Annotated in this window: 15 protein-coding genes; 6 read left to right on the forward strand and 9 right to left on the reverse strand. The window is 64.6% G+C overall.

From position 1 onward, the window contains the following. The first annotated feature begins 168 nt into the window (after positions 1–168). Positions 169–1,599 (forward strand): MFS transporter, encoded by a 1,431-nt coding sequence (locus tag KRR55_RS00540; RefSeq protein WP_217387649.1) that lies wholly within the window; start codon positions 169–171, stop codon positions 1,597–1,599. Positions 1,600–1,682: 83 nt separating this feature from the next. Here the strand turns inward: KRR55_RS00540 and KRR55_RS00545 are convergent, their stop codons facing one another. Next, positions 1,683–2,561, reverse strand: a complete 879-nt coding sequence (locus KRR55_RS00545; RefSeq protein WP_217387094.1) for a LysR family transcriptional regulator — start codon at positions 2,559–2,561, stop codon at positions 1,683–1,685. A 132-nt stretch (positions 2,562–2,693) separates the two neighbouring features. On the opposite strand from KRR55_RS00545, the gene mmsB reads away from it, so the two are divergent. The 4 genes from mmsB (at position 2,694) to KRR55_RS00565 (ending at position 7,628) form a co-directional block, all read left to right on the forward strand. Continuing rightward, positions 2,694–3,614, forward strand: a complete 921-nt coding sequence (mmsB, locus tag KRR55_RS00550) for a 3-hydroxyisobutyrate dehydrogenase (RefSeq protein ID WP_217387095.1) — start codon at positions 2,694–2,696, stop codon at positions 3,612–3,614. A 2-nt stretch (positions 3,615–3,616) separates the two neighbouring features. After that, entirely contained in the window at positions 3,617–5,125 is a 1,509-nt protein-coding gene (locus KRR55_RS00555; RefSeq protein WP_217387096.1) for a CoA-acylating methylmalonate-semialdehyde dehydrogenase, read from the forward strand. Between the two features lie 118 nt (positions 5,126–5,243). Then, positions 5,244–6,245 (forward strand): quinone oxidoreductase family protein, encoded by a 1,002-nt coding sequence (locus KRR55_RS00560; protein WP_217387097.1) that lies wholly within the window; start codon positions 5,244–5,246, stop codon positions 6,243–6,245. Between the two features lie 174 nt (positions 6,246–6,419). After that, positions 6,420–7,628, forward strand: a complete 1,209-nt coding sequence (locus KRR55_RS00565) for a glycerophosphodiester phosphodiesterase family protein (RefSeq protein ID WP_217387098.1) — start codon at positions 6,420–6,422, stop codon at positions 7,626–7,628. Positions 7,629–7,749: 121 nt separating this feature from the next. On the opposite strand, the gene KRR55_RS00570 is transcribed toward KRR55_RS00565, so the two are convergent. The 6 genes from KRR55_RS00570 to KRR55_RS00595 form a co-directional block, all read right to left on the reverse strand. Further along, positions 7,750–8,925 (reverse strand): McrC family protein, encoded by a 1,176-nt coding sequence (locus KRR55_RS00570; RefSeq protein ID WP_217387099.1) that lies wholly within the window; start codon positions 8,923–8,925, stop codon positions 7,750–7,752. Positions 8,926–8,929: 4 nt separating this feature from the next. Beyond that, positions 8,930–11,098, reverse strand: a complete 2,169-nt coding sequence (locus KRR55_RS00575; RefSeq protein ID WP_217387100.1) for an AAA family ATPase — start codon at positions 11,096–11,098, stop codon at positions 8,930–8,932. A gap of 84 nt (positions 11,099–11,182) precedes the next feature. Beyond that, positions 11,183–11,575: a VOC family protein gene (locus KRR55_RS00580; protein WP_217387101.1), complete on the reverse strand. Its 393-nt coding sequence runs from the start codon at positions 11,573–11,575 to the stop codon at positions 11,183–11,185. A gap of 29 nt (positions 11,576–11,604) precedes the next feature. Next, positions 11,605–12,978 carry a D-serine ammonia-lyase gene (locus KRR55_RS00585; protein ID WP_254455715.1) on the reverse strand — a complete coding sequence of 458 codons (1,374 nt, stop codon included), beginning with the start codon at positions 12,976–12,978 and terminating at the stop codon, positions 11,605–11,607. 71 nt (positions 12,979–13,049) lie between these two features. Then, positions 13,050–14,543, reverse strand: coding sequence for a M81 family metallopeptidase (locus KRR55_RS20605; protein ID WP_217387102.1), 1,494 nt, complete (start codon positions 14,541–14,543; stop codon positions 13,050–13,052). Beyond that, positions 14,540–15,871, reverse strand: coding sequence for an MFS transporter (locus tag KRR55_RS00595; RefSeq protein WP_217387103.1), 1,332 nt, complete (start codon positions 15,869–15,871; stop codon positions 14,540–14,542). Before KRR55_RS00595 ends, KRR55_RS20605 begins: the two co-directional genes overlap by 4 nt. A 128-nt stretch (positions 15,872–15,999) precedes the next feature. Here KRR55_RS00595 and KRR55_RS00600 point away from each other — a divergent pair, with 128 nt between their 5' ends. Further along, positions 16,000–17,016, forward strand: coding sequence for an Lrp/AsnC family transcriptional regulator (locus KRR55_RS00600; protein WP_217387104.1), 1,017 nt, complete (start codon positions 16,000–16,002; stop codon positions 17,014–17,016). 67 nt (positions 17,017–17,083) lie between these two features. Here the strand turns inward: KRR55_RS00600 and KRR55_RS00605 are convergent, their stop codons facing one another. Further along, positions 17,084–17,902, reverse strand: coding sequence for an HpcH/HpaI aldolase/citrate lyase family protein (locus KRR55_RS00605; protein ID WP_217387105.1), 819 nt, complete (start codon positions 17,900–17,902; stop codon positions 17,084–17,086). After that, the gene (locus tag KRR55_RS00610) at positions 17,899–19,935 is read right to left on the reverse strand and encodes an acetyl/propionyl/methylcrotonyl-CoA carboxylase subunit alpha (protein WP_217387106.1); all 2,037 of its coding nucleotides are present in this window, start codon (positions 19,933–19,935) and stop codon (positions 17,899–17,901) included. The genes KRR55_RS00605 and KRR55_RS00610 overlap by 4 nt, the downstream gene beginning before the upstream one ends. Positions 19,936–19,937: the final 2 nt, after the last annotated feature.

The following is a 19,937-nucleotide window of genomic DNA, read 5'->3' on the forward strand; positions in this document are numbered from 1 at the left end:
ACCAGTCTATGCAAGGGAAGGTGCTGCCGTTCGCCGCGGCGCACGCCCTGTGCATTGCCGCACGGCACATGTGCCCAAACGGGCCACGTCATGCCGGGTGCAACCGCTTCCAACTTCACTGTGATCTGGGCCATACTCGGAGGCGTGATCGGCAAGCGGCAATTGCCCATGTGCCATCCGTGGAACCTTCGGAGGTTGGAAGTGGCTTCATCTCGCCCCAGCAGTGCCAGTATCCAGGAGCGCAAGGGACTTAAGCGCGTGGTCGTCGCCTCGATGGCCGGGACGGTCGTGGAATGGTACGAATTCTTCCTGTACGCAACGGCTGCAACGCTGGTCTTCAACAAGATCTTCTTCCCCGAGGCCGCCAATGAGCTGGACAACATCATCAAGGCGTTCCTGACCTACGCCGTGGGCTTCATTGCCCGTCCGATCGGCGGCATCGTCTTTGGCCACTTCGGCGACAAGTACGGCCGCAAGCACCTGCTGCAGGTTGCCATCATCCTGGTGGGCGTCACCACCTTCCTGATGGGCTGCCTGCCGACCTTCGACGCCATTGGCTATGCGGCGCCGATCCTGCTGGTGGTCCTGCGCTTCTTCCAGGGCTTCGCGGTCGGCGGCGAATGGGGCGGGGCGGTGCTGCTGGTCGCCGAGCACGCGCCGGACAAGGAACGCGGGTTCTGGGCATCGTGGCCGCAGGCCGCGGTGCCGGCAGGCAACCTGCTCGCCACCGTCGTGCTGCTCGTGCTCTCCTCAACCCTTTCCGAGGAGGCGTTCCTGGCCTGGGGCTGGCGCATCGGCTTCTGGCTCTCGGTGGTCATCGTGGCCGTGGGCTACTACGTCCGCACCCGGATTTCCGACGCGCCGATCTTCCAGGAGGCCAAGGCCGAGCTGGAGCAGAACGCGGAGGCCGGCTACGGCGTGGCCGAGGTCTTCCGCCGCTACCCGCGCGGCGTGTTCACCGCCATGGGGCTGCGGCTGGGCGAGAACATCCTCTACTACATGGTGGTGACGTTCTCGATCACCTACCTGAAGACGCAATTGAAGATGGACACCTCGACCATCCTGATGCTGATGCTGGTGGCGCACGCGATCCACTTTGCCGTGGTTCCGGTGATCGGACGCTACACGGACAAGCTGGGCCGCCGGCCGGTGTACGCGCTGGGCGCCTCGCTCATGCTGGTGTGGGGATTCGTTGCCTTCCCGCTGTTCAACACGCAAAACGACTTCGTGATCCTGCTGGTGGTCGTGGCCGGCCTGCTGGTCCACGGCCTGATGTACGCCGGGCAGCCGGCCATCATGGCGGAGATGTTCCCGACCCGCATGCGCTACTCCGGGGTCTCGCTGGGCTACCAGGTGACCTCGATCGTGGCCGGTTCCATGGCCCCGATCATCGCCACCTTCCTGCTGAGCATCTACGGGTCGTGGGTGCCGGTGGCCATCTACATCGGCATCGCCGCGATCATCACCCTGGCCGTCGTGTACTCCATGCGTGAAACCAACGGCATCTCGCTGCACGACATCGACGAGGCCGACCGGGCCAGGACGGTCGTGATCAACACCGAGGCTTCCGAGGCCGCCGCACGCGACAGCGTGAAGTAGCCGCACCGGCGAAGGGGCCGCGATGCAACCATGCCCGGGGGAGCGGCGATCGCCGCCTCCCCGGGCAGGTGCGTGCCCGGGCCCTAGGCCGCGGCCTGCGCCATCGCGGCAACCGCCGCCAGGACCGCGGGATTGCGCAGCGCCTCCTCGCGTCCCACCACCCAATATGTGGCGGCATGCGCGTAGTCGCCGGGCAACAGGCGGACCAAATCGTCCTCGAGGTCGGCGAGGAAGTCGGGCAGGATCCCGATCCCGGCCGCGGCCTTGGTCGCCGCGATGTGCGAGAACACGCTGGTGGAGGTGATGCCCCGGGGCATCGGCGGCAGCGCTTCGGTCGCGCTGTCCAGCTCGTCGATGGTCAGCGCGGATTCCACGTAGTAGTTCAGCCGGTGCGAAACGAGCTCGGCGATGGCCTGCGGCTCCCCGTGCAGGGCAAGGTACTCGCGGGAGGCGTAGAGCCCCAGGTGGTAGGTGAGCAGCTCGGTCGCCACGGCCTTGTGCACGTGGGGCTTGCCCACGACGACTTCCAGGTCGACGCCCGAGCGGGTCTGCCGGGCGCGCTGGGTGGCGCTCATGAGTTCGACTGCAAGCCGCGGGTGCTGGCGTTGCAGCGCGGCCATGGCCGGGGTGGCAAAGTGCGCGGCAAAGGCGTCGGGCACCCCGATGCGCACCGTGCCGGCGAGTTCGCCTCCGGTCCGTGTCTCGGTGAGGCCCGCGACCGCCCGTTCGATCTCCTCGGCCGCGCCCAGGGCGCGCCTCCCCAGGTCGGTGACCTCCCAGCCGGCCGGGGTGCGCGTGAGCACGCGGCCGCCCATGGCCTTCTCCAGCGCCGCGATGCGGCGGGACACCGTGGAGTGGTTCACCCCCAGCACGTCGGCGGCCGCCGTGTAGCGGCCCAGGCGCGCCACCGAGAGAAAGGTGATCAGGGATTCGAGGTGGTGGTGGTCGATGCTGCGTTCCATGCACTCATTGTGCATTGATGCACATGAGTGGTGCAAACCTGGGCCCGCGATGTGCGTTGAACGCGAGGATATTCGCCCCTAGTGTGGTGCCTATCACGGCCCGAGCGGGCAGGGAACGGCACAGGAGGAATCATGGCAGTTTACGGCTGGATCGGACTCGGAAACATGGGAGGCCCGATGACCGCGAATCTCGTGGCGGCCGGGCACCAGGTCAAGGGCTACGACCTGAACCCGGATGCCTGCATCGCGGCCAAGGAACGCGGCGTCGAGATCGCGGGCAGCATCGCCGAGGCGGTGCAGGGATCCGACGCGGTCTTCACCATGCTGCCCAAGGGCGAACACGTGCGCGCCGTGTACGAGGGCGAGAACGGGATCTGGGCCCACGCCGGTGCCGACACCCTGCTGCTGGACAGCTCGACGGTCGACATCGAGACCTCGCGCTTCTGCCACGAGGGCTCCAGCGCCCGCGGGCTGAAGTTCGTCGACGCCCCGGTCTCCGGCGGGATCTCCGGAGCCGCCGCGGCGACCCTGGCCTTCATGGTCGGGGGACTGGAGGAGCACACCGCCGAGGCCGTCGGGCACATCGAGCCGATGGCGGGCAAGACCATCGTCGCGGGCGCCGCGACGGCGGGCATCGCCGCGAAGATCTGCAACAACATGATGCTCTTCATCGACCTGATGGCCTCGGCCGAGGGTTCCCAGCTGGCCGAAAAGCTTGGGCTGGATCCGAAGGTCTTCTGGGAGATCGCCTCGGTCTCCTCCGGACGCTCGTGGGCGCAGCAGACCTGGTACCCGGTGCCGGGGGTCATCGACAGCGCTGCGGCCAACAACAACTTTGACGCCACCTTCCGGGTGGACCTGGCCCGCAAGGACGTGGGCCTGGCCCTGGACGCCGGGGAGATGACCGGGGTCAAGCTCCCCGCCGCGACCCTGGCGCGCGAGCACTTTGATGCACTGATTGCCGAGGGGCTCGGGGGGAAGGACTGCTCGCTGATCGTCAAGAACGTTTCACCCGACGGCACCGTTGCCGGCTACACCCAGGAGAAGAAGTAACCATGTCGCAGACCCTTGAACAGCTGGCCGTGACCACCATCGGCCACCGCATCGGCGGCACGTCCGTCACCGACTCCGAACGCTTCGGCCCTGTCTACAACCCCGCAACCGGCGAGCAAACCGGCCAGGTCGCCCTGGCCAGCGCGCAGACCGTGCGCGACGCGGTGACCACGGCCGCGGCAGCCCAGCGCGACTGGCGCCGGCTCGGCCTGGCCAAGCGCAGCCAGATCCTCTTCAAGGTGCGCCAGCTCATCGACGAGCGCCGCGCCGAACTCGGCGCCATCATCACCGCCGAGCATGGCAAGGTGCTCTCCGACGCCGACGGCGAGATCGTCCGCGGCCTGGAAAACGTGGACTTCTGCACCGGGCTGATGCACCACCTCAAGGGCGAATACGCCGAACAGGTCGCCACCGGCGTGGACGTGCACCAGACCCGCCAGCCCCTGGGCGTGGTCGCCTGCATCACCCCGTTCAACTTCCCCGCGATGGTTCCGCTGTGGATGATCACCACCGCGATCGCCGCCGGCAACGCCGTGATCCTCAAGCCCAGCGAGCGCAACCCCTCGGCCGCGAACTGGATCGCCGCGATCTTCGAGGAGGCGGGCCTGCCGGCGGGCATCCTCAACGTGGTGCACGGGGATAAGGAAGCCGTTGACGAGATCCTGGAAAACCCCGGGATCACCGGCGTCTCCTTCGTGGGCTCCACGCCGATCGCCAAGTACGTGTATTCCACCGCCGCTGCCAACGGCAAACGGGTCCAGGCACTGGGGGGTGCCAAGAACCACATGGTCGTCATGCCCGACGCGGACCTTGACGCCGCCGCGGATGCGGCGATCTCCGGTGCCTATGGCTCGGCCGGGGAACGCTGCATGGCCGTTTCGGTCGTCGTGGCCGTCGGCTCGATCGCCGACGAGCTCGTCGCCAAGATCTCCGCGCGCATCCCCGGCCTGAAGGTCGGCGACGGCACGGACCCGGAGTCAGAGATGGGCCCGCTGATCACCGCCGCCGCACGTGAGAGGGTGGCGGGATTCATCGCCTCTGCCCAGGAAGAAGGTGCCGACGTGTTGGTCGATGGCCGAGACCAGCACTTCGATTCGAACGGCTTCTTCATCGGGGTCTCGCTCATTGACCACGTCAAGCCCGGCATGCGGGTCTACGACGAGGAGATCTTCGGACCCGTTCTTGCCGTGGTGCGCGTGGACGACTACGCCGCGGCCGTGGAGCTGATCAACTCGAACCGGTTCGCCAACGGCACCGCGGTCTTCACCCGCGACGGCAAGACCGCCAGGGAATACGAGTTCGACATCGAGGTCGGGATGGTGGGCATCAACGTGCCGATCCCGGTGCCCATCGGGGCCTTCAGCTTCGGCGGGTGGAAGGACTCGCTCTTCGGCGACACCCACATGTACGGGCCAGAATCCTTCAACTTCTACACCCGGCGCAAGGTCGTCACCAGCCGCTGGCCCGATCCGAGCGAATCCCAGATCGAATTGGGATTCCCCACGCACTGACCACGTCTCCGCTGCAGGATGGGTCGGGACCCCCTCAGGGGCTCCCGACCCATCCTGCCGCGGGGATCGCCGAACACAGCCAGAGAATTAGTTTTGACCCAGGACAGGATGACGCGACATGACCGAGACCATGAACTCCGTGGTGGTTGCCGAATACGGAGGCCCCGAAAGCCTTGAAATCCGGCAGGTCGGACGCCCTGCCCCCGGCGCTGGCCAGGTCCTGGTGCGGTTGTCCGTCGCCGGGGTGAACTACCTTGACGTCGCACAACGCAAGGGGGCGACGCCACTGCAGGCCCCGTTCCCTGCAGGGGTCGAGGGCGTTGGAGTCGTCGAGGCACTGGGCGGGGAGGTCACCGGGCTTGTCTCCGGACAGCGCGTGGGATGGCTGGCCGGAGGCCAGGGGAGCTTCTCCGAGTTCGCGGTGGTCGATGCCTCCAAGGTGGTGTCGATCCCCGACAGCATCGACGACGCCGTGGCCGTGGCCGCGCTGATGCAGGGCATCACTGCCCACTACCTGGTGCACGACACCTATGCCGTCGGCCCAGGCGACGCCGTGCTTATCCATGCGGCAGCCGGGGGAGTGGGCCAATGGCTGACACAAATCGCAAAGCTCAAGGGTGCACGGGTCATTGGGACGGTTTCCACCAAGGCCAAACAGAACGTGGCGCTGGCCAACGGGGCGGATGAGGTCATCGGCTACGACGGGTTTGCCGACAAGGTCCGCGAGCTCACCGGAGGGGAAGGCGCATCGGTCGTCTACGACGGGGTCGGGAAGGAGACCTTCGACGAAAGCCTGCGGGCCCTGCGGATACGCGGCGTGCTGGTCGCGATCGGCGGCGCCAGCGGGCCGATTCCAACCTTGGATGTGAACTCGCTGGCCGGCCTTGGTTCCCTGTTCGTCACGCGGCCGACCGTGGTCCACCACGTGCGCACGGCGGAGGAAATTGCCGGGCGCGCCTCGGACATCTTCGACTGGATCGCTTCGGGGGCCATCAAGGTTCCCCAGGTGACGCAGTACGGCATCGTCGATGTTGCCGAGGCGTTCAGGGCGCTGGAATCCCGCAGCACCACGGGCAAGTTGGTCCTCAAGCACTCGACAAACAGCCGCCGCATGGAGTAACCGTCGTGCCCGGACGGATGGGTCCGTATCCGGCCGGCTCCCGGGGCAGTCAATCTTGTCCGACGGCGTCGTACGCGGGATCTTAATGCGCGGTTCACCTCCTCGTGGCCGCAGCGTTGTCCGGGGAGGGCAGCGTGGTGGGTGTCCGTCCCCGACACCGAAGGAACCCCCACCATGAAGTTTCGCACCCTCACGCTTGGCACCCTGGCCGCCTGCATGCTCGCCGGTCTGGCAAGCCCCGCCGTTGCCGCCCCGGCCGCCGAGCAGGAAACCGCATCGCCCATCCTGATTGGCCACCGCGGTGCCGCTGGTGTCGCACCGGAGAACACCCTGGCCGCTGTCAAGGCCGGCAGCCAGTCGGGTGCCGACTTCGTCGAGATCGACATCCAGCTCTCCAGCGACGGCGTCCCGTTCATCTTCCACGACGAGACCGCGGCCCGCACGACCAACGTCGCCGACGTCTTCCCGGACCGCGTCAACGACCCGATCACGTCCTTCACCTGGAACGAGCTGCAGCAGCTCGACGCCGGATCCTACTTCTCGGCCGACTTCGCCGGCGAGAAGATCCCGCACTTCGATGCGGTGGCCGACGTGCTCACCGGCGAAACCGGCGTCTTCATCGAGATCAAGTCCCCGGCCAAGTCCCCGGGCGTCGAGCAGGTCGTCGCCGATGCGCTGGCCACCGACGCCGAGTGGAGCGCACTGGAGAAGGCCGGCAAGATCGAGGTCCTGGGCTTCGATGCCACCTCCAACAAGGCCTTCGCCGAGCTGGCCCCGGAGGTCCCGCTGCAGCAGCTGACCGGCACCGTCCCGAGCGCGGAAATCCTGGCCGACTACGCCACCTACGCCGATGCCTTCGGCACCAGCTACCGGACCCTTGACGCCGCCGGTGCCGCACGGGTCAAGGACGCCGGGTTGGGGCTCGGCGTCTACACGGTGAACTCCACGCAGGCCGCGGATGCCGCCCTGGAACTGGGCGTCGAGCGCATCACCGGCGACTTCCCGCAGCAGGTCGACCGCCACCTGGACGGCAAGAAGGTGTTCCCGTCCAACAACGGCATCGTCGTCGCCGGTGCTGTCAACGACGTCCCGGGCAACGACCTGCAGCCGGAAACCGGCGAGCACGTCATCCTCGCCAACGAGGGCAACCGCACCATCGACGTCAGCGGCTACGTGCTGCGCGACGCAGCCAACAACATCCTGCGCGTCGGCGAGGGCTTCAAGCTCACGCCGGGTGCCGAGCTGCGGGTGTTCTCGGGACCGGGAACCAACAGCGCCGAGGCGTTCTACCTGGGCGGCGATACCGCGGTCCTGAACAACGGCGGCGACTCGATCGGCCTCTGGGATTCCAAGGGCCGGTTGCTGGACACCTTCGCCAACTAGTACCGGCTTCCCCGCAAGCCGCCCCCGGACGGCAGTGCCCACCCCAATCGCTCTACGGGTGGGCACTGCCTTGTGCGTTTCCTACATCCACGGACCTTTCGTTGGACACAGCACGTTCCAGCTATCCAGAACCTGCAATCGTAGAAGCCAGCTTTGACATCTGCCGAAGTAAGGCGGATGGTGGCAACGCCAGGTCCACAGCATGGCAATGGATGGTGGTCTGGTGACCAATGATGTCATGTACGCGCGTGTATTCCTGGCCTTGGGCGTATACGAGGTGCCCGCCATCAAGTCCGAAGCGGACGCAGTAAGCCAGCATCTGGTAGATGTCGCCATTAGGGTATTTCATGGACTCAGGAGCCTTGTACTTGGCATCGATGATGGCCAGTTGTTGGTCGGCACCGTGCCAAACGAGGTCCGGCCGGAGTGCCAGCGTTGCTCCTTTATCGAGAAACGCTCCGGTCTCCTGCCGTGTTGCTTTACCGCTAATGTCGGCAAGGTTGTTGGCCAAGGTGACAGTGACGAAGTCTTCGAAGATCTTCCACATGTCGAAAAGAAACGCACTGGCTGTCAGCTGGCCCTTGACGTGTTCCACCGAGGAGTTTCGGAGAATCATTTCCGAGAGGAACAACGCCGGACGGTATCTGGAATTGAGCCTGGTGTAGTGGATAGTTGGTAGCTCCTGACCTGGAACTAGCAGCGTGACGCCTTCAAATGACTGCGTCAGTTTGCGCAGGCCGGACCGGGTTGCCGAATCCAGCATTGGAAGTTTCAGCAGCCGGTGCAGAGCAGAAAAGAGCAGTCTGTTTTCTGGTACATCGATCGTGAATTCGTCGTAGACCACCTGGGCTGGCAGTGCCAGCCCTCCGCGGCGACTGATTTGCGCCGCGATGTCGAGTCGGCCGCGAACCATCGGCCGCGCCTCTTCGAAAGTTTCGTATCCTTGGACGAATCCCTGCCGCCGGACATTCGAAATTTGCTGAAGGAAAGCCACAGCCATGGCGCTCAGCAGGTTCTTGTCGCTGCCTAGTTGGATCTCGTCGGACAGCCAGAACTTCGGACATATCGCGTACTGCATCATAAAGAACAGACGAGAGATGGGAACCTTGGGACGGATCAAGATCTGCTGGCCATCAATGCGAACAACGCCGACTTTGCGGACGTTGGCAACGGTCCATTCGCCCCCACCCTCCGGAGTTACCGTCGCGATACGTAATCGGTTGAGCATCGAAGCAGCATCATTGGACAAGATATGGCGCTCCGGGCGGCTGCTTTCCTGTAGCTCGAGCTGCCGCATGTCCTTAACTGTCCACGGTATTCAGGTGATCGGATCGATCAGTGGATTCGTTGTTCAAGTGCGCACGGAGGCTCTTTAGCCCGTACCTCTCCTCGATGTCGACTTCTTCGCCGAAATGATGTTCGCTGAGCAATGGGAGGATGTCATATTCCCATATCTCATCCAGCTGGCCATCCAGGAACGTAGCATTCTTGGGCATGAGATAGCTTGGCCCAAGCTGAAAATCGGGGTTGTTGATCCTGAGATTAACCTCGTTTAAGAGCGCCGCAGGCTCGGGTCCCATCTGGTGGTGCTTCAACCACTGGGGGAGAACTGACTTGACTGGTTGCTTCTCTGGGTGAAGTTCGACGAACGAGAAGCGCCGGCGCATGGCTGCGTCGAGCAATGCAATGGATCGATCGCTGGTGTTCATTGTGCCGATGAGGAAGAGATTTCTCGGCAGAATGAAGGCGTCTTCGTCGTCCTTGCTGTACTGCAACTTGATCGGCTTGTCGCGGTACTCCAGCAAGAAATAGAGCTCCCCAAAAATCTTGGCAAGATTTCCGCGATTTATTTCGTCGATGACCAAGACGTAATTGTATTCGGGATTCTTTACTGCTTGGTCCACGATTCGACGCAACGGCCCGTCAGTGAGCTCATATGTCAACGTGCCTGAGGTCGAAGTGATGGGGCGGTAACCCTGGAAGAAATCTTCGTAAGAGTAGCTTGGATGGAACTGCACGATTTCCGTGTATCTGTCATCTCCAGCTATATGAGCAGCCAGCGTCAAAGCTACGAACGTCTTGCCCGTGCCCGGAGGACCGAAAAGGATGATCTGCCGACGACGCTCGATGAGGTCCAGTTGCTTCTGGAGCCACGCGGACTCCATAAAAAGGCGCTGGGCAAGTGCAGGCGTCGCGTGGGGGAATGGACGTGCTTCGCTCAAGGCACCTTCGACGTTACTTGCCGGGCCGGTCTCGTCTGTTTCTTGGTCGGATTCTTTGTCAGCTGCAGGTACCTTATCGGGGACCGTCTTCCATTCATCGATATAGGGTTGTTCGCTGAAATCGACGGCTTCACCCGACTTAGTCTGCAGTTGAAGCACAATCGCGAACAGATCTTGGTCGATGTCCCCTGTGCTTTCTCCGAGCTCTCCGATGAAGGCCGAACGAATGGCTTCCTTATAACGGGGGGAAACGATGGAAGTCAGCTTGTGCGGATGGACCAGGTAAGCCAACGAATGCCGTTGGGTGGGGAAGCTATCCCCTGGGAGGCCTTGGACAAAGTCGCGCCAGGCCCAAGGATCTACGAGGAGTGTCTGTTTTTCGTCCTCCGACTTGTCACACCAGTCGTGCAGCAAACGGATGATGAGAACCATGGCATCATATATTTTTTGGTTCATCGCGGGGCCGGGGTTGAAGCTGCCTGATTTGAAAGCCTTGGAAACTTCCACAGGTACCTGCACGGGGTGGTCCATATACCCCAGGAGCGTATGCACTCGTTCCATTTTCTTGCGCTCACCTATGGTTTCCGGGTTCACCGGAAGGAGCTGCCAGCAGACGAGCTCGGACATCAACAGCCGTGCTTCGTCCGAAACACGGGCCATCTGGCCCTTGAGTTTGTTAACGAAGTCTCCCGATCCGAGATCCGGTGCATCAACGAAGACCGAACGCAGCTCATCGACCGGGCCCCGCGACCAAACCTCGCGGCCCGGGGCGAAGACAGAGTCGCTGCTTTGAAGTCCCCGCTCCACGAAGAGCCGGGCGGCGCTGCGAATGGCCTCTTCGTCCTTGCTCTTGGCAACAATGATTGAGCGAAGTTGCTCATGTCGTTCCTCGGACTTCAGCGCACTCCATGCCTTGTAGCGGTGGCGTGCTTCTGCCACCAGATCCATCGCGCTTTCATGTTCCTCGAGGGCTTGCCGGCCCGAGTCGGTGATGCTCCACATTCCGGTGCCGTCCTTCTCGAGCCAACCGGCCTTCACCAGGTCGACGGAAGACCACATGAGATCGATTTCGGCGCGGGTCTTTCCATCGGATTTTTTCTCGGCTTCGGCCCCATATGCCGGTATCCGGTCGAAGACCTCGGACGAGAGTGAATTTGGCCCGTTTGCTTTGGCGCGCCCATCGGGGCTGGTGGAGAGTCGCTCAAGGACGAATCGGACCCGTTTCGAATTGTTGTCAGAGGTAGGCATGGTGAGCTCCTTAATCTTCTAATTAGCAGGTTACGCCTACACGCCCACTGAACGGTGGGCCGATCCCTAAGGCGCGGGCGTTGCTTAGGGTTCGCGGATGTCACGCCGGATCGGGTGGTCCGCCGGGACCTGCACCAGCACGATCCTGGTGCCGTCGGGGTCGCGGATCCACCCCTCGATCAGTCCCCACGGCTCGGTCCGCGCCTCCCGGTCGATCCCGACGCCGAGGTCCGCCAGCCGCCCCAACTCCGCGACCACGTCGCGGACCTGTAGCCACAGCACCAGGGTGGAGGCGGTGTCCGCCCCGCGGCTGCCCGAGACCTCAAGCAGGCCGTTGCCCAAAAAGAACACCACCCCGCGGTGTCCGGCGGGCCCGAACTCGCGGGCCACCGCCAGGCCCAGCACCTCGCGGTAGAAGCCCTGGGTCGCGGGCAGGTCCACGGGCCGCAGCAGCACCCGGCTTGAGAGGATCTCCATGGACCCCAATCTACCTGCGGCAGGGGTCCCTAGCGCCAGGGAACCTCGTAGATGAGTGCCTGCCCCTCGGCCACGTAGCCGGCCATCTCGGCCGGCGGCACCATGGACCCGCCGGTCGACCAGATGACGTGCGTGGCGTTGGCCAGCGCCGCGTCGTCAAGGCCAAAGGCCCCTAGGTATGCGGGGTCCTGAAGCATCCGCCAGGGGCCGGCGAACCCGGCCGCTGCGGAGGGCTCCACGTCGATGCCCTCGGTGTCGTGCAGCAGGCCGACGAACGCCTTCATGCGCTCGTCGGTCACCGTCACGTAGCCGTCGATCAGCTGCTGCAGGTGCTCGCCGACCAGGCGGGAGGGGCGGCCCACGGCCAGTCCGTCCGCGGCGGTGAGCCCGTCCAACCCGATGTCCGCCACGGAAATGGCATCGTGCAGCCCGGTGCGCACACCCAGGGACATGCAGGGGGCGTGGGTCGGTTCGGCAAAGACGCAGTGCACCGCGTCGCCGAAGGCCTCCTTGAGCCCGAACGTCACGCCGCCCGGTCCGCCGCCCACCCCGCAGGGCAGGTGGACTATCAGCGGGTGCTGCGCATCGACGGTGACCTGCAGGGCGGCCAACTGCCCGGCCAGCCGGGCGCCGGCCACCGAGTAGCCGGCGAAGAGGCTCAGCGAGGCCTCGTCGTCCACGAACCACACGCTCGGGTCCTCTTCGGCGGTGCGGCGCCCGGCAGCCACGGCGTCGGAGAAGTTGCCCGCGTGCTCCACGACGGTGACCCCGCGCGAGCGCAGCAGCTCCTTTTTCCAGGTCCGGGCGTCCATGGACATGTGCACGGTGGTGTTGAACCCGAGCTCGGAGGCGACAATGCCGATGGACAGGCCCAGGTTGCCGGTGGATCCCACGGCGATGCCGTGGGCCGAGAGCACCTCCCGCACCTCGGGGGCATCCAGCACCCGGGCGTCGTCCGTAGGGGACATCAGCCCCGCCTTGATCGCGATGCGCTCGGCGACCTCGAGAACCTCGTGGATGCCGCCGCGCGCCTTGATCGACCCGCTGACCGGCAGGGAATCGTCGCGCTTGAGCCACAGCTTGCCCGGCAGCTCGCGGCCGAGGCGGCTGCCCAGTTCCGCCTGCATGGCGGGGATGCCGACCAGCGGGGATTCGAGGATGCCGTGCGTGGCGCGGGTGTCGGGGAAATGCTCGGCGAACCAGGGCGCGAAGCGGCCGAAGCGTGCCCGGGCGTCCTCGATGATCGCCGGGTCGATGCCCGAGGCCTCGATCCCCGCAACGGTGGCGGTCGGCGTGGCTGCGAACCAGGCGGTTTCCTCGGCCCGGGCCAGTGCCGCGACGACGGGGTCGGTGAGGAGTTGCTCGAGGTCGTGGTTCTGGCTCATCGGGGCGGTGTTCTCCATGGTTGCAGGGTTGCTAGGTACCCAATGTAGGGCACCGCCCTCTTACCGGCGAGTTGGTGCCCTACATGGATTTAGTGCGATGCGGTCGGTTCGAAGGCCGGCCCCAGGGCACCAAGCCTCACGCCCCGGCGCAGGTTTCGCCAGGGCAAGGCAGCGGGATCTGCGGGGAACGGGCCGGGGGCAAGCGCAACGAGTATGCGACCTGCCATCTCCGTGTAGTCACCACGGAAATGCACGGAGCTCTTGACCACCAGGATGTTCTGCTCCTCGGGGTGGATGCCCGCCGCCCGGAATTGGTTGCGGTCCATGACCTGAGCCTTGTGGTTGTTGACCACGACGCTCACGTTTCCCTTGCGTAGCAGCGCAGACGGACCGACAGCCAGATCGTTTCCATTCATCATGGGGCCGTCGAAATGCACCTTGCCGTCGGTGATTTCTGCGACCTCGAAGGTTTCGGTGAGCGGCCCGTCCCCGGGCGATGCAGAACCGGGGAATGTCACCGTGACGCAATTCCCCCGTCCGGCCGCAATTGCTGCACGCACGATCTCCGGGTCCCACATGGCCGCCAATGCGCTGCCCGGTGCATCCCTGCTGAGCAATTCACGCAGCAGGCCCGTTGTCGTCGCGTCCCCACCTGCTCCCGGATTGTCCTGCGTATCGGCTATGACGACTGGACTTGCGCCTGCTGTGACCGACCACAGCGCTTCGTCCAGGGCCTGCTCGGTGGGGAATGCCTCGAGACTGAATTCGGGTTCAAGGTCGCGGAGAGTGGCGGTGATTTGTTCCACGGCGTGGCCCAGTTCCTCCTCGTCGACGCCATAGCCAAAGACGCATGGCTGGCATTCCTCGACGTCCGAAGCGGGGAATGCCATGGCGATCGACAGCACTGCGTCCGCACCTGCAACAGAATCGAGCATTTCATAGGCAGTGCGCGCGGGACCCGACATGGTGCTGCCGGAGATGGTCGGGATCAGGAAGTCGATGTGCCGCACGCTCATCGCCAGACTCTCGCCCGCGATGAGCCGCCGCAGCAGGGCCGCGGCGGACCTGCCGGTGTCAGCCATGTCGATGTGCGGGTAGGTTCTGTAAGCAACCATGGCATCCGCGGTGTGCAGCATCAAGTCGCTGACGTTGGCGTGCAGGTCCAGGCTCACAACGATGGGGACCTCGGCCCCGACCACCTCGCGCACCCGACGCAGGATCTCCCCGTCCCCGTCCGGATGGTTCTCGGAGACCATCGCGCCGTGGAGATCCAGGTACACAGCGTCGGGCTTCTGCATCGCGCAGGATTCAGTGATCATGGTCGTGACGCGTTCGAAAGCCGCGGAGTCAACGGGACCCGAGGGAGAGGCCGCACACCAGATGACCGGAAGCAGCTCCCACGCGGGATCGGCCTCGAGAACGAAACCGCCAAGGGGAATATTGACCGAGGCGAGGTTCAATACCTCCGGACCGCGGTGCATCCGGGGAAACCCTTCCCCGTTCTCGAAATTCTCCCAACGCGCAGCTGACCGGGCAAAGGTGTTGGTTTCATGCAGGAACCCTGCGACGAGTACGCGGCTCACGGAGCGACCTCAATCTTGCGGTTGCGAAGGACTGTGGGCAGGAAAAGCAAGGCCGCGACGGACATGAACAGCAGGCCGACCATGGTCAGCAAGCCACCTTGGGTGCTGCCGGTTGCCTCGCGCACAAAGCCCATGATCGTCGGCGCGACGAAGCCGCCCAGAATGCCGATCGTGTTGATGAAGGCGATGCCGCCAACGGCGGCCGTGCCGCCGAAGTGGTGGGACGGGACCGCCCAGAAGACGGTGTACGCGCCCCACACTGCGCAGACGGCGATGCACAGCGCGACGAACGACAGGACGAAATTCGACGCGGTGAAAGCTGCGACCGTCAGCCCTGCAGCTGCAACCAGTGAAGGAACCACTGCATGCCATTTGCGTTCCTGGTGGCGGTCGGAGCTGCGTGACAGCAAGATCATCGCCGGAATCGTCAGGATGTAGGGGATGGCGGTGAGCATTCCGATGACGAAAGTGCTTTGGACCCCGTTGTCCTTGAGGATCGTCGGCAGCCAGAAGCTGACGGCGTAGATGCCGCACATAATGCCAAAGTATGCGGCGGCCATGACGTACACGCTGGGCTCGCGCAGCGCGTCGATGAACTTGTGTGTTGTCTGCCCTGCTGCAGTCTCATCGATGGCCTTGGCCACAACGGACTTTTCCTGGTCGGTAAGCCAGTGGGCGTCGGCAGGTCGATCAGCCATTGACTTCCAGAAGATATAGCCCAGTAGAACGCAGGGGAGACCCTGGATCACGAACATCCATTGCCAACCGGCGAGGCCGCCGAGATTGTCCGTGGCAGCAATAATGGCTGCGGAAACGCCCGAGCCAAGGATGGAGCCTATTGGTCCGGCGAGCATGTAGATGCCCATGACTGCTGCCATGCGTCGCGCCGGGTACCAGTACGTCAAATAGAGGATGATGCCTGGAGCGAAGCCGGCCTCGAAGATTCCGAGCAGGATGCGCAGGATGTAGAAGCTGGTTTCGTCGCGCACGAACATCATGGACGAGGACGTCAGGCCCCACAGGATCATGATCCTGGTGATCGTGCGGCGGGCTCCGACCTTGTGCATCAGCAGATTGCTCGGGATCTCCAAGCAGGCGTAGGCCAAGAAGAACAAGCCTGCACCGATGCCGAAGACCGCCTCGGTCAGGAGGGGAACGTCTTCCTGCATGTGCAATTTCGCGAAACCGATATTTACCCTGTCGAGGTAAGCGAAGGTGTAGCAGAGCAGCAGGATCGGCAAGAGGCGCCGGTTGACTTTTCGAAAGACGGATTGTTCGCTGACGGAGGCCAAGTGGCCGTTGTTGACGCGGTTTGACGTGGTCGACATGTTCCACCCCTTTCTGAGGTGATACCAAGCGTAGGATGTTGATCACATGAACGCTTAGATCGATGGAAACTAGTCAAGATTGCTCGATCGATGTTGAATTCAACATGATGTCAAGAATGGAATGACGGATGGATTCGTTGGAAGTGCACGCGACGGATCTTGAGATCGTTGATGCCTTGCAGATTTCCCCGCGGGCGACTTGGGCCTCCGTGGGACGCGCCATCGGCGTTTCCGAAGTCACGGTTGCCCGGCGTTGGAAGAGTCTTGAATCGCGGCGGCTCGCATGGATAGGTGTCGCCCTCCACCCGGCCGTGTCATATGGTTCCTTCATCGAGATCCGGTGTGAAGGCAAAAAGATGGATGCCATCGCCACTTCACTCGGGAGGCACCCCGACGTCATTACCGTCGGATACACGACCGGTGACTATAACCTGTATTGCCTCACCATTGCCACATCCTTGGACGGTGTCTTACGTTGCGTACACGGTGGGCTTCCGGAACTGTTTGATGCCAACCAGATTCGGATCAGCCTCTATCGTCAGATGACCGGCGGCGTTGATTGGCGTCAGGGCATCCTTTCGGCTTCCGACGAAAGACAGTTGCACGGCGACAGCAAATCAAGATCCCAGGAATCCCCGCCAGTCCTGACTGAGCGAGACCGTGACCTGTTTCTGTTGTTGGGCAGGGATGGACGAAGCTCGCCGACTGAGCTGGCTCGCGAACTCGGCGTTTCGCCCGGTGCGGTTGCTCGTCGGTTGGAACAACTCCAAGCCGGTAACCAGATTGTTTTCAGGTGCGATGTTGCACGCCCCGATTTTGACCTGCCCCTGAACATGATCCTGTTGATGAAGGCACCGGCGTTGCATGCTGAACGGACATCGCTGTTGATAGGACATTGGCGGGAAACACGTTTCTGCGCTTCCGTCGTTGGAAGCGCGAACATTATCCTGATCGTTGGCCTCCACGATCTGGTGGATGCGGAAGGCATTCTCAGACGGCTCTCCCTGGAACATCCGGATGTCGAGGTGGTCGACCAACGGGTGGCGACCCGCATGACCAAGGTCTACGGGCGGCTACTGGACGAAGTTGGGCGGTCCAAGGGCATCGTGCCGGTTGATCCATGGTTTCGTTCGCTTAAGGGTTAGCGAATAGGCCGAGACGGCAGCGTGTTCGGATGGCCCGCGGATCGTTCAAACACCACGCGGGTGAGCGCTATCGATCAGATCGCCCGGTTTTACCGAGTACGGCCCGCGCATGGCGCAGCAGCGGCTCGTCCACCATCTGCCCCTCGAAGGTGAAGACACCGGAGGCCTGCTCTGCCGCCGCGAGGATGCGCGTGGCCCGTTCGACCTCCTCGGCTGAGGGCGCGAAGGCCTGTCGGATGACGGGCATCTGGCTCGGGTGGATCGAGGCCTTGGCCCCGAAGCCCGAGGCCGCAGCGTCAACGGATTCCCCGAGCAACCCAGCAAGATCGGGAATGTCGATGTAGACGGAGTCGATGGCCACCTTGCCGTAGGCTCCGGCGGCCAGCAGCACCTGGGACCGGGCATGGCGCGCCACATCCCGGTAGGTGCCCGAGGCCTTGCGGGAGGAGGAACCGCCCAGGGAGGCGACGAGGTCCTCGGCGCCCCACATCAGGGCCACGACGTTGGGCGCGGCGGCAATCTGCGGGGCGTTGATGATGCCCACGGCCGTCTCGCACAGGGCCACCACCGCATAATCCGCGGCCTTGGCGAGGTCCGCGGCGCCTTCGGTCTTGGCCAGCATGATGGTGCGGTACGCGGTCTGCCCGATGGCTGCCATGTCCTCGGCGAAGTCCGGAGTATTGACTGGGTTAACCCGCACGATGGTGCGTTGCGGGTCCAGCGGGTTCCCGACGAGCGCGCGGCGTGCCTCGGCGCGCCGGTCAGCCGCGACGGCATCCTCCAGGTCCAGGATCACCGCATCGGCGCGTTCCAGCGCCTTGGCATAGCGGTCGGGCCGGTCCGCCGGGCAGAAAAGGATGGACGGGCCCATGGTGAAGGTGCTCATGACTGGACTGCCTCCGTGTCGTAGGTAAGGGTTGCGACAACCTGGTTGGCCTTCACGAGGTCTCCCACGCGCAGGCGGCCGATGCTGACCGTGCCGGATCCGGGGGAGAGCATCGGATGCTCCATCTTCATGGCCTCGATGGTCACCAGGATTTCCCCGGCTTCCACCCACTGCCCGTCGCTGACACCCACGGCGATGACGGTGCCGGGCATGGGGGAGCGGACGTCCGGGGAGGCCTCGCCGGGCACATGTGTCCGATTGGCAAGTTCCCGGCGCAGCAGTTCCTGCCGGTCAAGGATCCGCAGCGAGGTTACCCAGCCGTCGTGGCTGAGCCAGAGTGTCGAGTCGTCGCCGAACGCTGTGGCCAGGGGCTGCCGCACGCCGTTGACGGCAACGGATCCTCCCGGAAGCCGGGTGACCCCGTAGTCCCGACCCTCGAGGGTGAAGGTGCGGCCGGTGTCCGTGGGAATGGAGGACAGCGTGAAGATCCTGCCATCCACCTCGAGGGTGGTGGCCAGCGCGGCCGGTGTCCCGAGGCGCCAGGAGTCCCCGGCCCGCCAGGTGCCGCCGCGGGCCGGGTGGCGCCCCACCTCGAGCGCCGCGGCCAGGACCAGCTCGGTTGCCCCGACGGAGCGGAAGGCCATGTCCGGCATCTTTCGCTCGATCAGCGTGGTGTCCAGGGTGCCGGTGCGAACGTCGGGATCGGCCAGCAGCAGGCGCAGGTATTCGATGTTGGTCAGCACGCCCAGGATGACGGTGTCGGCCAGGGCCCTGTCCAGGCGGGCCAAGGCGGTGTCCCGGTTGCTGCCCCAGGCGATGACCTTGGCCAGCATCGGATCGTAGTGCGGCGAGACCTCCAGGCCCTCGTCCAGCGAGGAATCAACGCGCACGTGGGCGCCTGCCGGTTCGAGCACCCGCAGCAGCCTACCGGTTGAGGGCATGAAATCGTGGGCGGGGTCCTCCGCATAGACGCGGGCCTCGATGGCGTGGCCGTGCAGGGAGACCTGGTCCTGGGTGAAGCCCAACGGTTCACCGGCGGCGATGCGCACCTGCGCCTCGACCAGGTCGATGCGCTCGCCGTCAATGCGGACCACCTCCTCCGTGACGGGGTGCTCGACCTGCAGCCGGGTGTTCATCTCCATGAAGAAGAACTCGCCGGGCGCCTCGTCGGAGACCAGGAACTCCACGGTGCCTGCGCCCACGTAGTTCACCGACCGGGCGGCCGCCACGGCGGCGGCACCGATCTCGGCGCGGATGCGCTCGCCGTCATCGAGGTTCTCCAGCAGCGGGGCGGGTGCCTCCTCGATGACCTTCTGGTGCCGGCGCTGCAGGGAGCACTCGCGCTCGCCCAGGTGCACGGTGTTGCCCTGGGTGTCGGCCAGGATCTGCACCTCGATGTGCCGGGGCGCGCGCACCAGTCGCTCGAGGAAGAGCGTGTCGTCGCCGAAGGAACCCAGCGCGGTGCGCCTGGCACTGGCCAGGGCCGCGGGCAGCTTCTGGGCCGAGTCGACGGCGACCATGCCCTTGCCCCCGCCGCCAGCCGAGGGCTTGATCAGCACCGGGAAGCCGATCGACTCGGCCGCGTCGATGAGTTCCTCGTCGCTGAGCTCGGGCTCGGCAATGCCGGGGGTGACCGGGACGTCGTGGGCCGAGACGTGGTTCTTGGACCGGATCTTGTCGCCCATCAGCAGCAGCGCGTCAACGCCCGGTCCGATGAACGCGATTCCCGCATCCTTGCACGCCCGGGCGAACTCAACGTTCTCGGAGAGGAAGCCGTAGCCGGGATGCACGGCCTGGGCGCCGGAGACCCTGCAGGCCGCAATGATGGACGCGATGTCGAGGTAGCTTTCGGCGGCCGGGGCGGCCCCGACGCGGAGCGCGATATCGGCCTCGCGCACGTGCCGGGCGCCTGCGTCCGCATCCGAGTAGACGGCAACGGACCTGATGCCCAGGCGCTTGAGCGTGCGGATCACGCGCACGGCGATTTCCCCGCGGTTGGCCACCAGCACGGTGTCAAAGAGTTCGGTGGTCATGG

It is taken from the genome of Paeniglutamicibacter quisquiliarum (assembly GCF_019084045.1).
Taxonomy (GTDB): Bacteria; Actinomycetota; Actinomycetes; order Actinomycetales; family Micrococcaceae; genus Paeniglutamicibacter; species Paeniglutamicibacter quisquiliarum.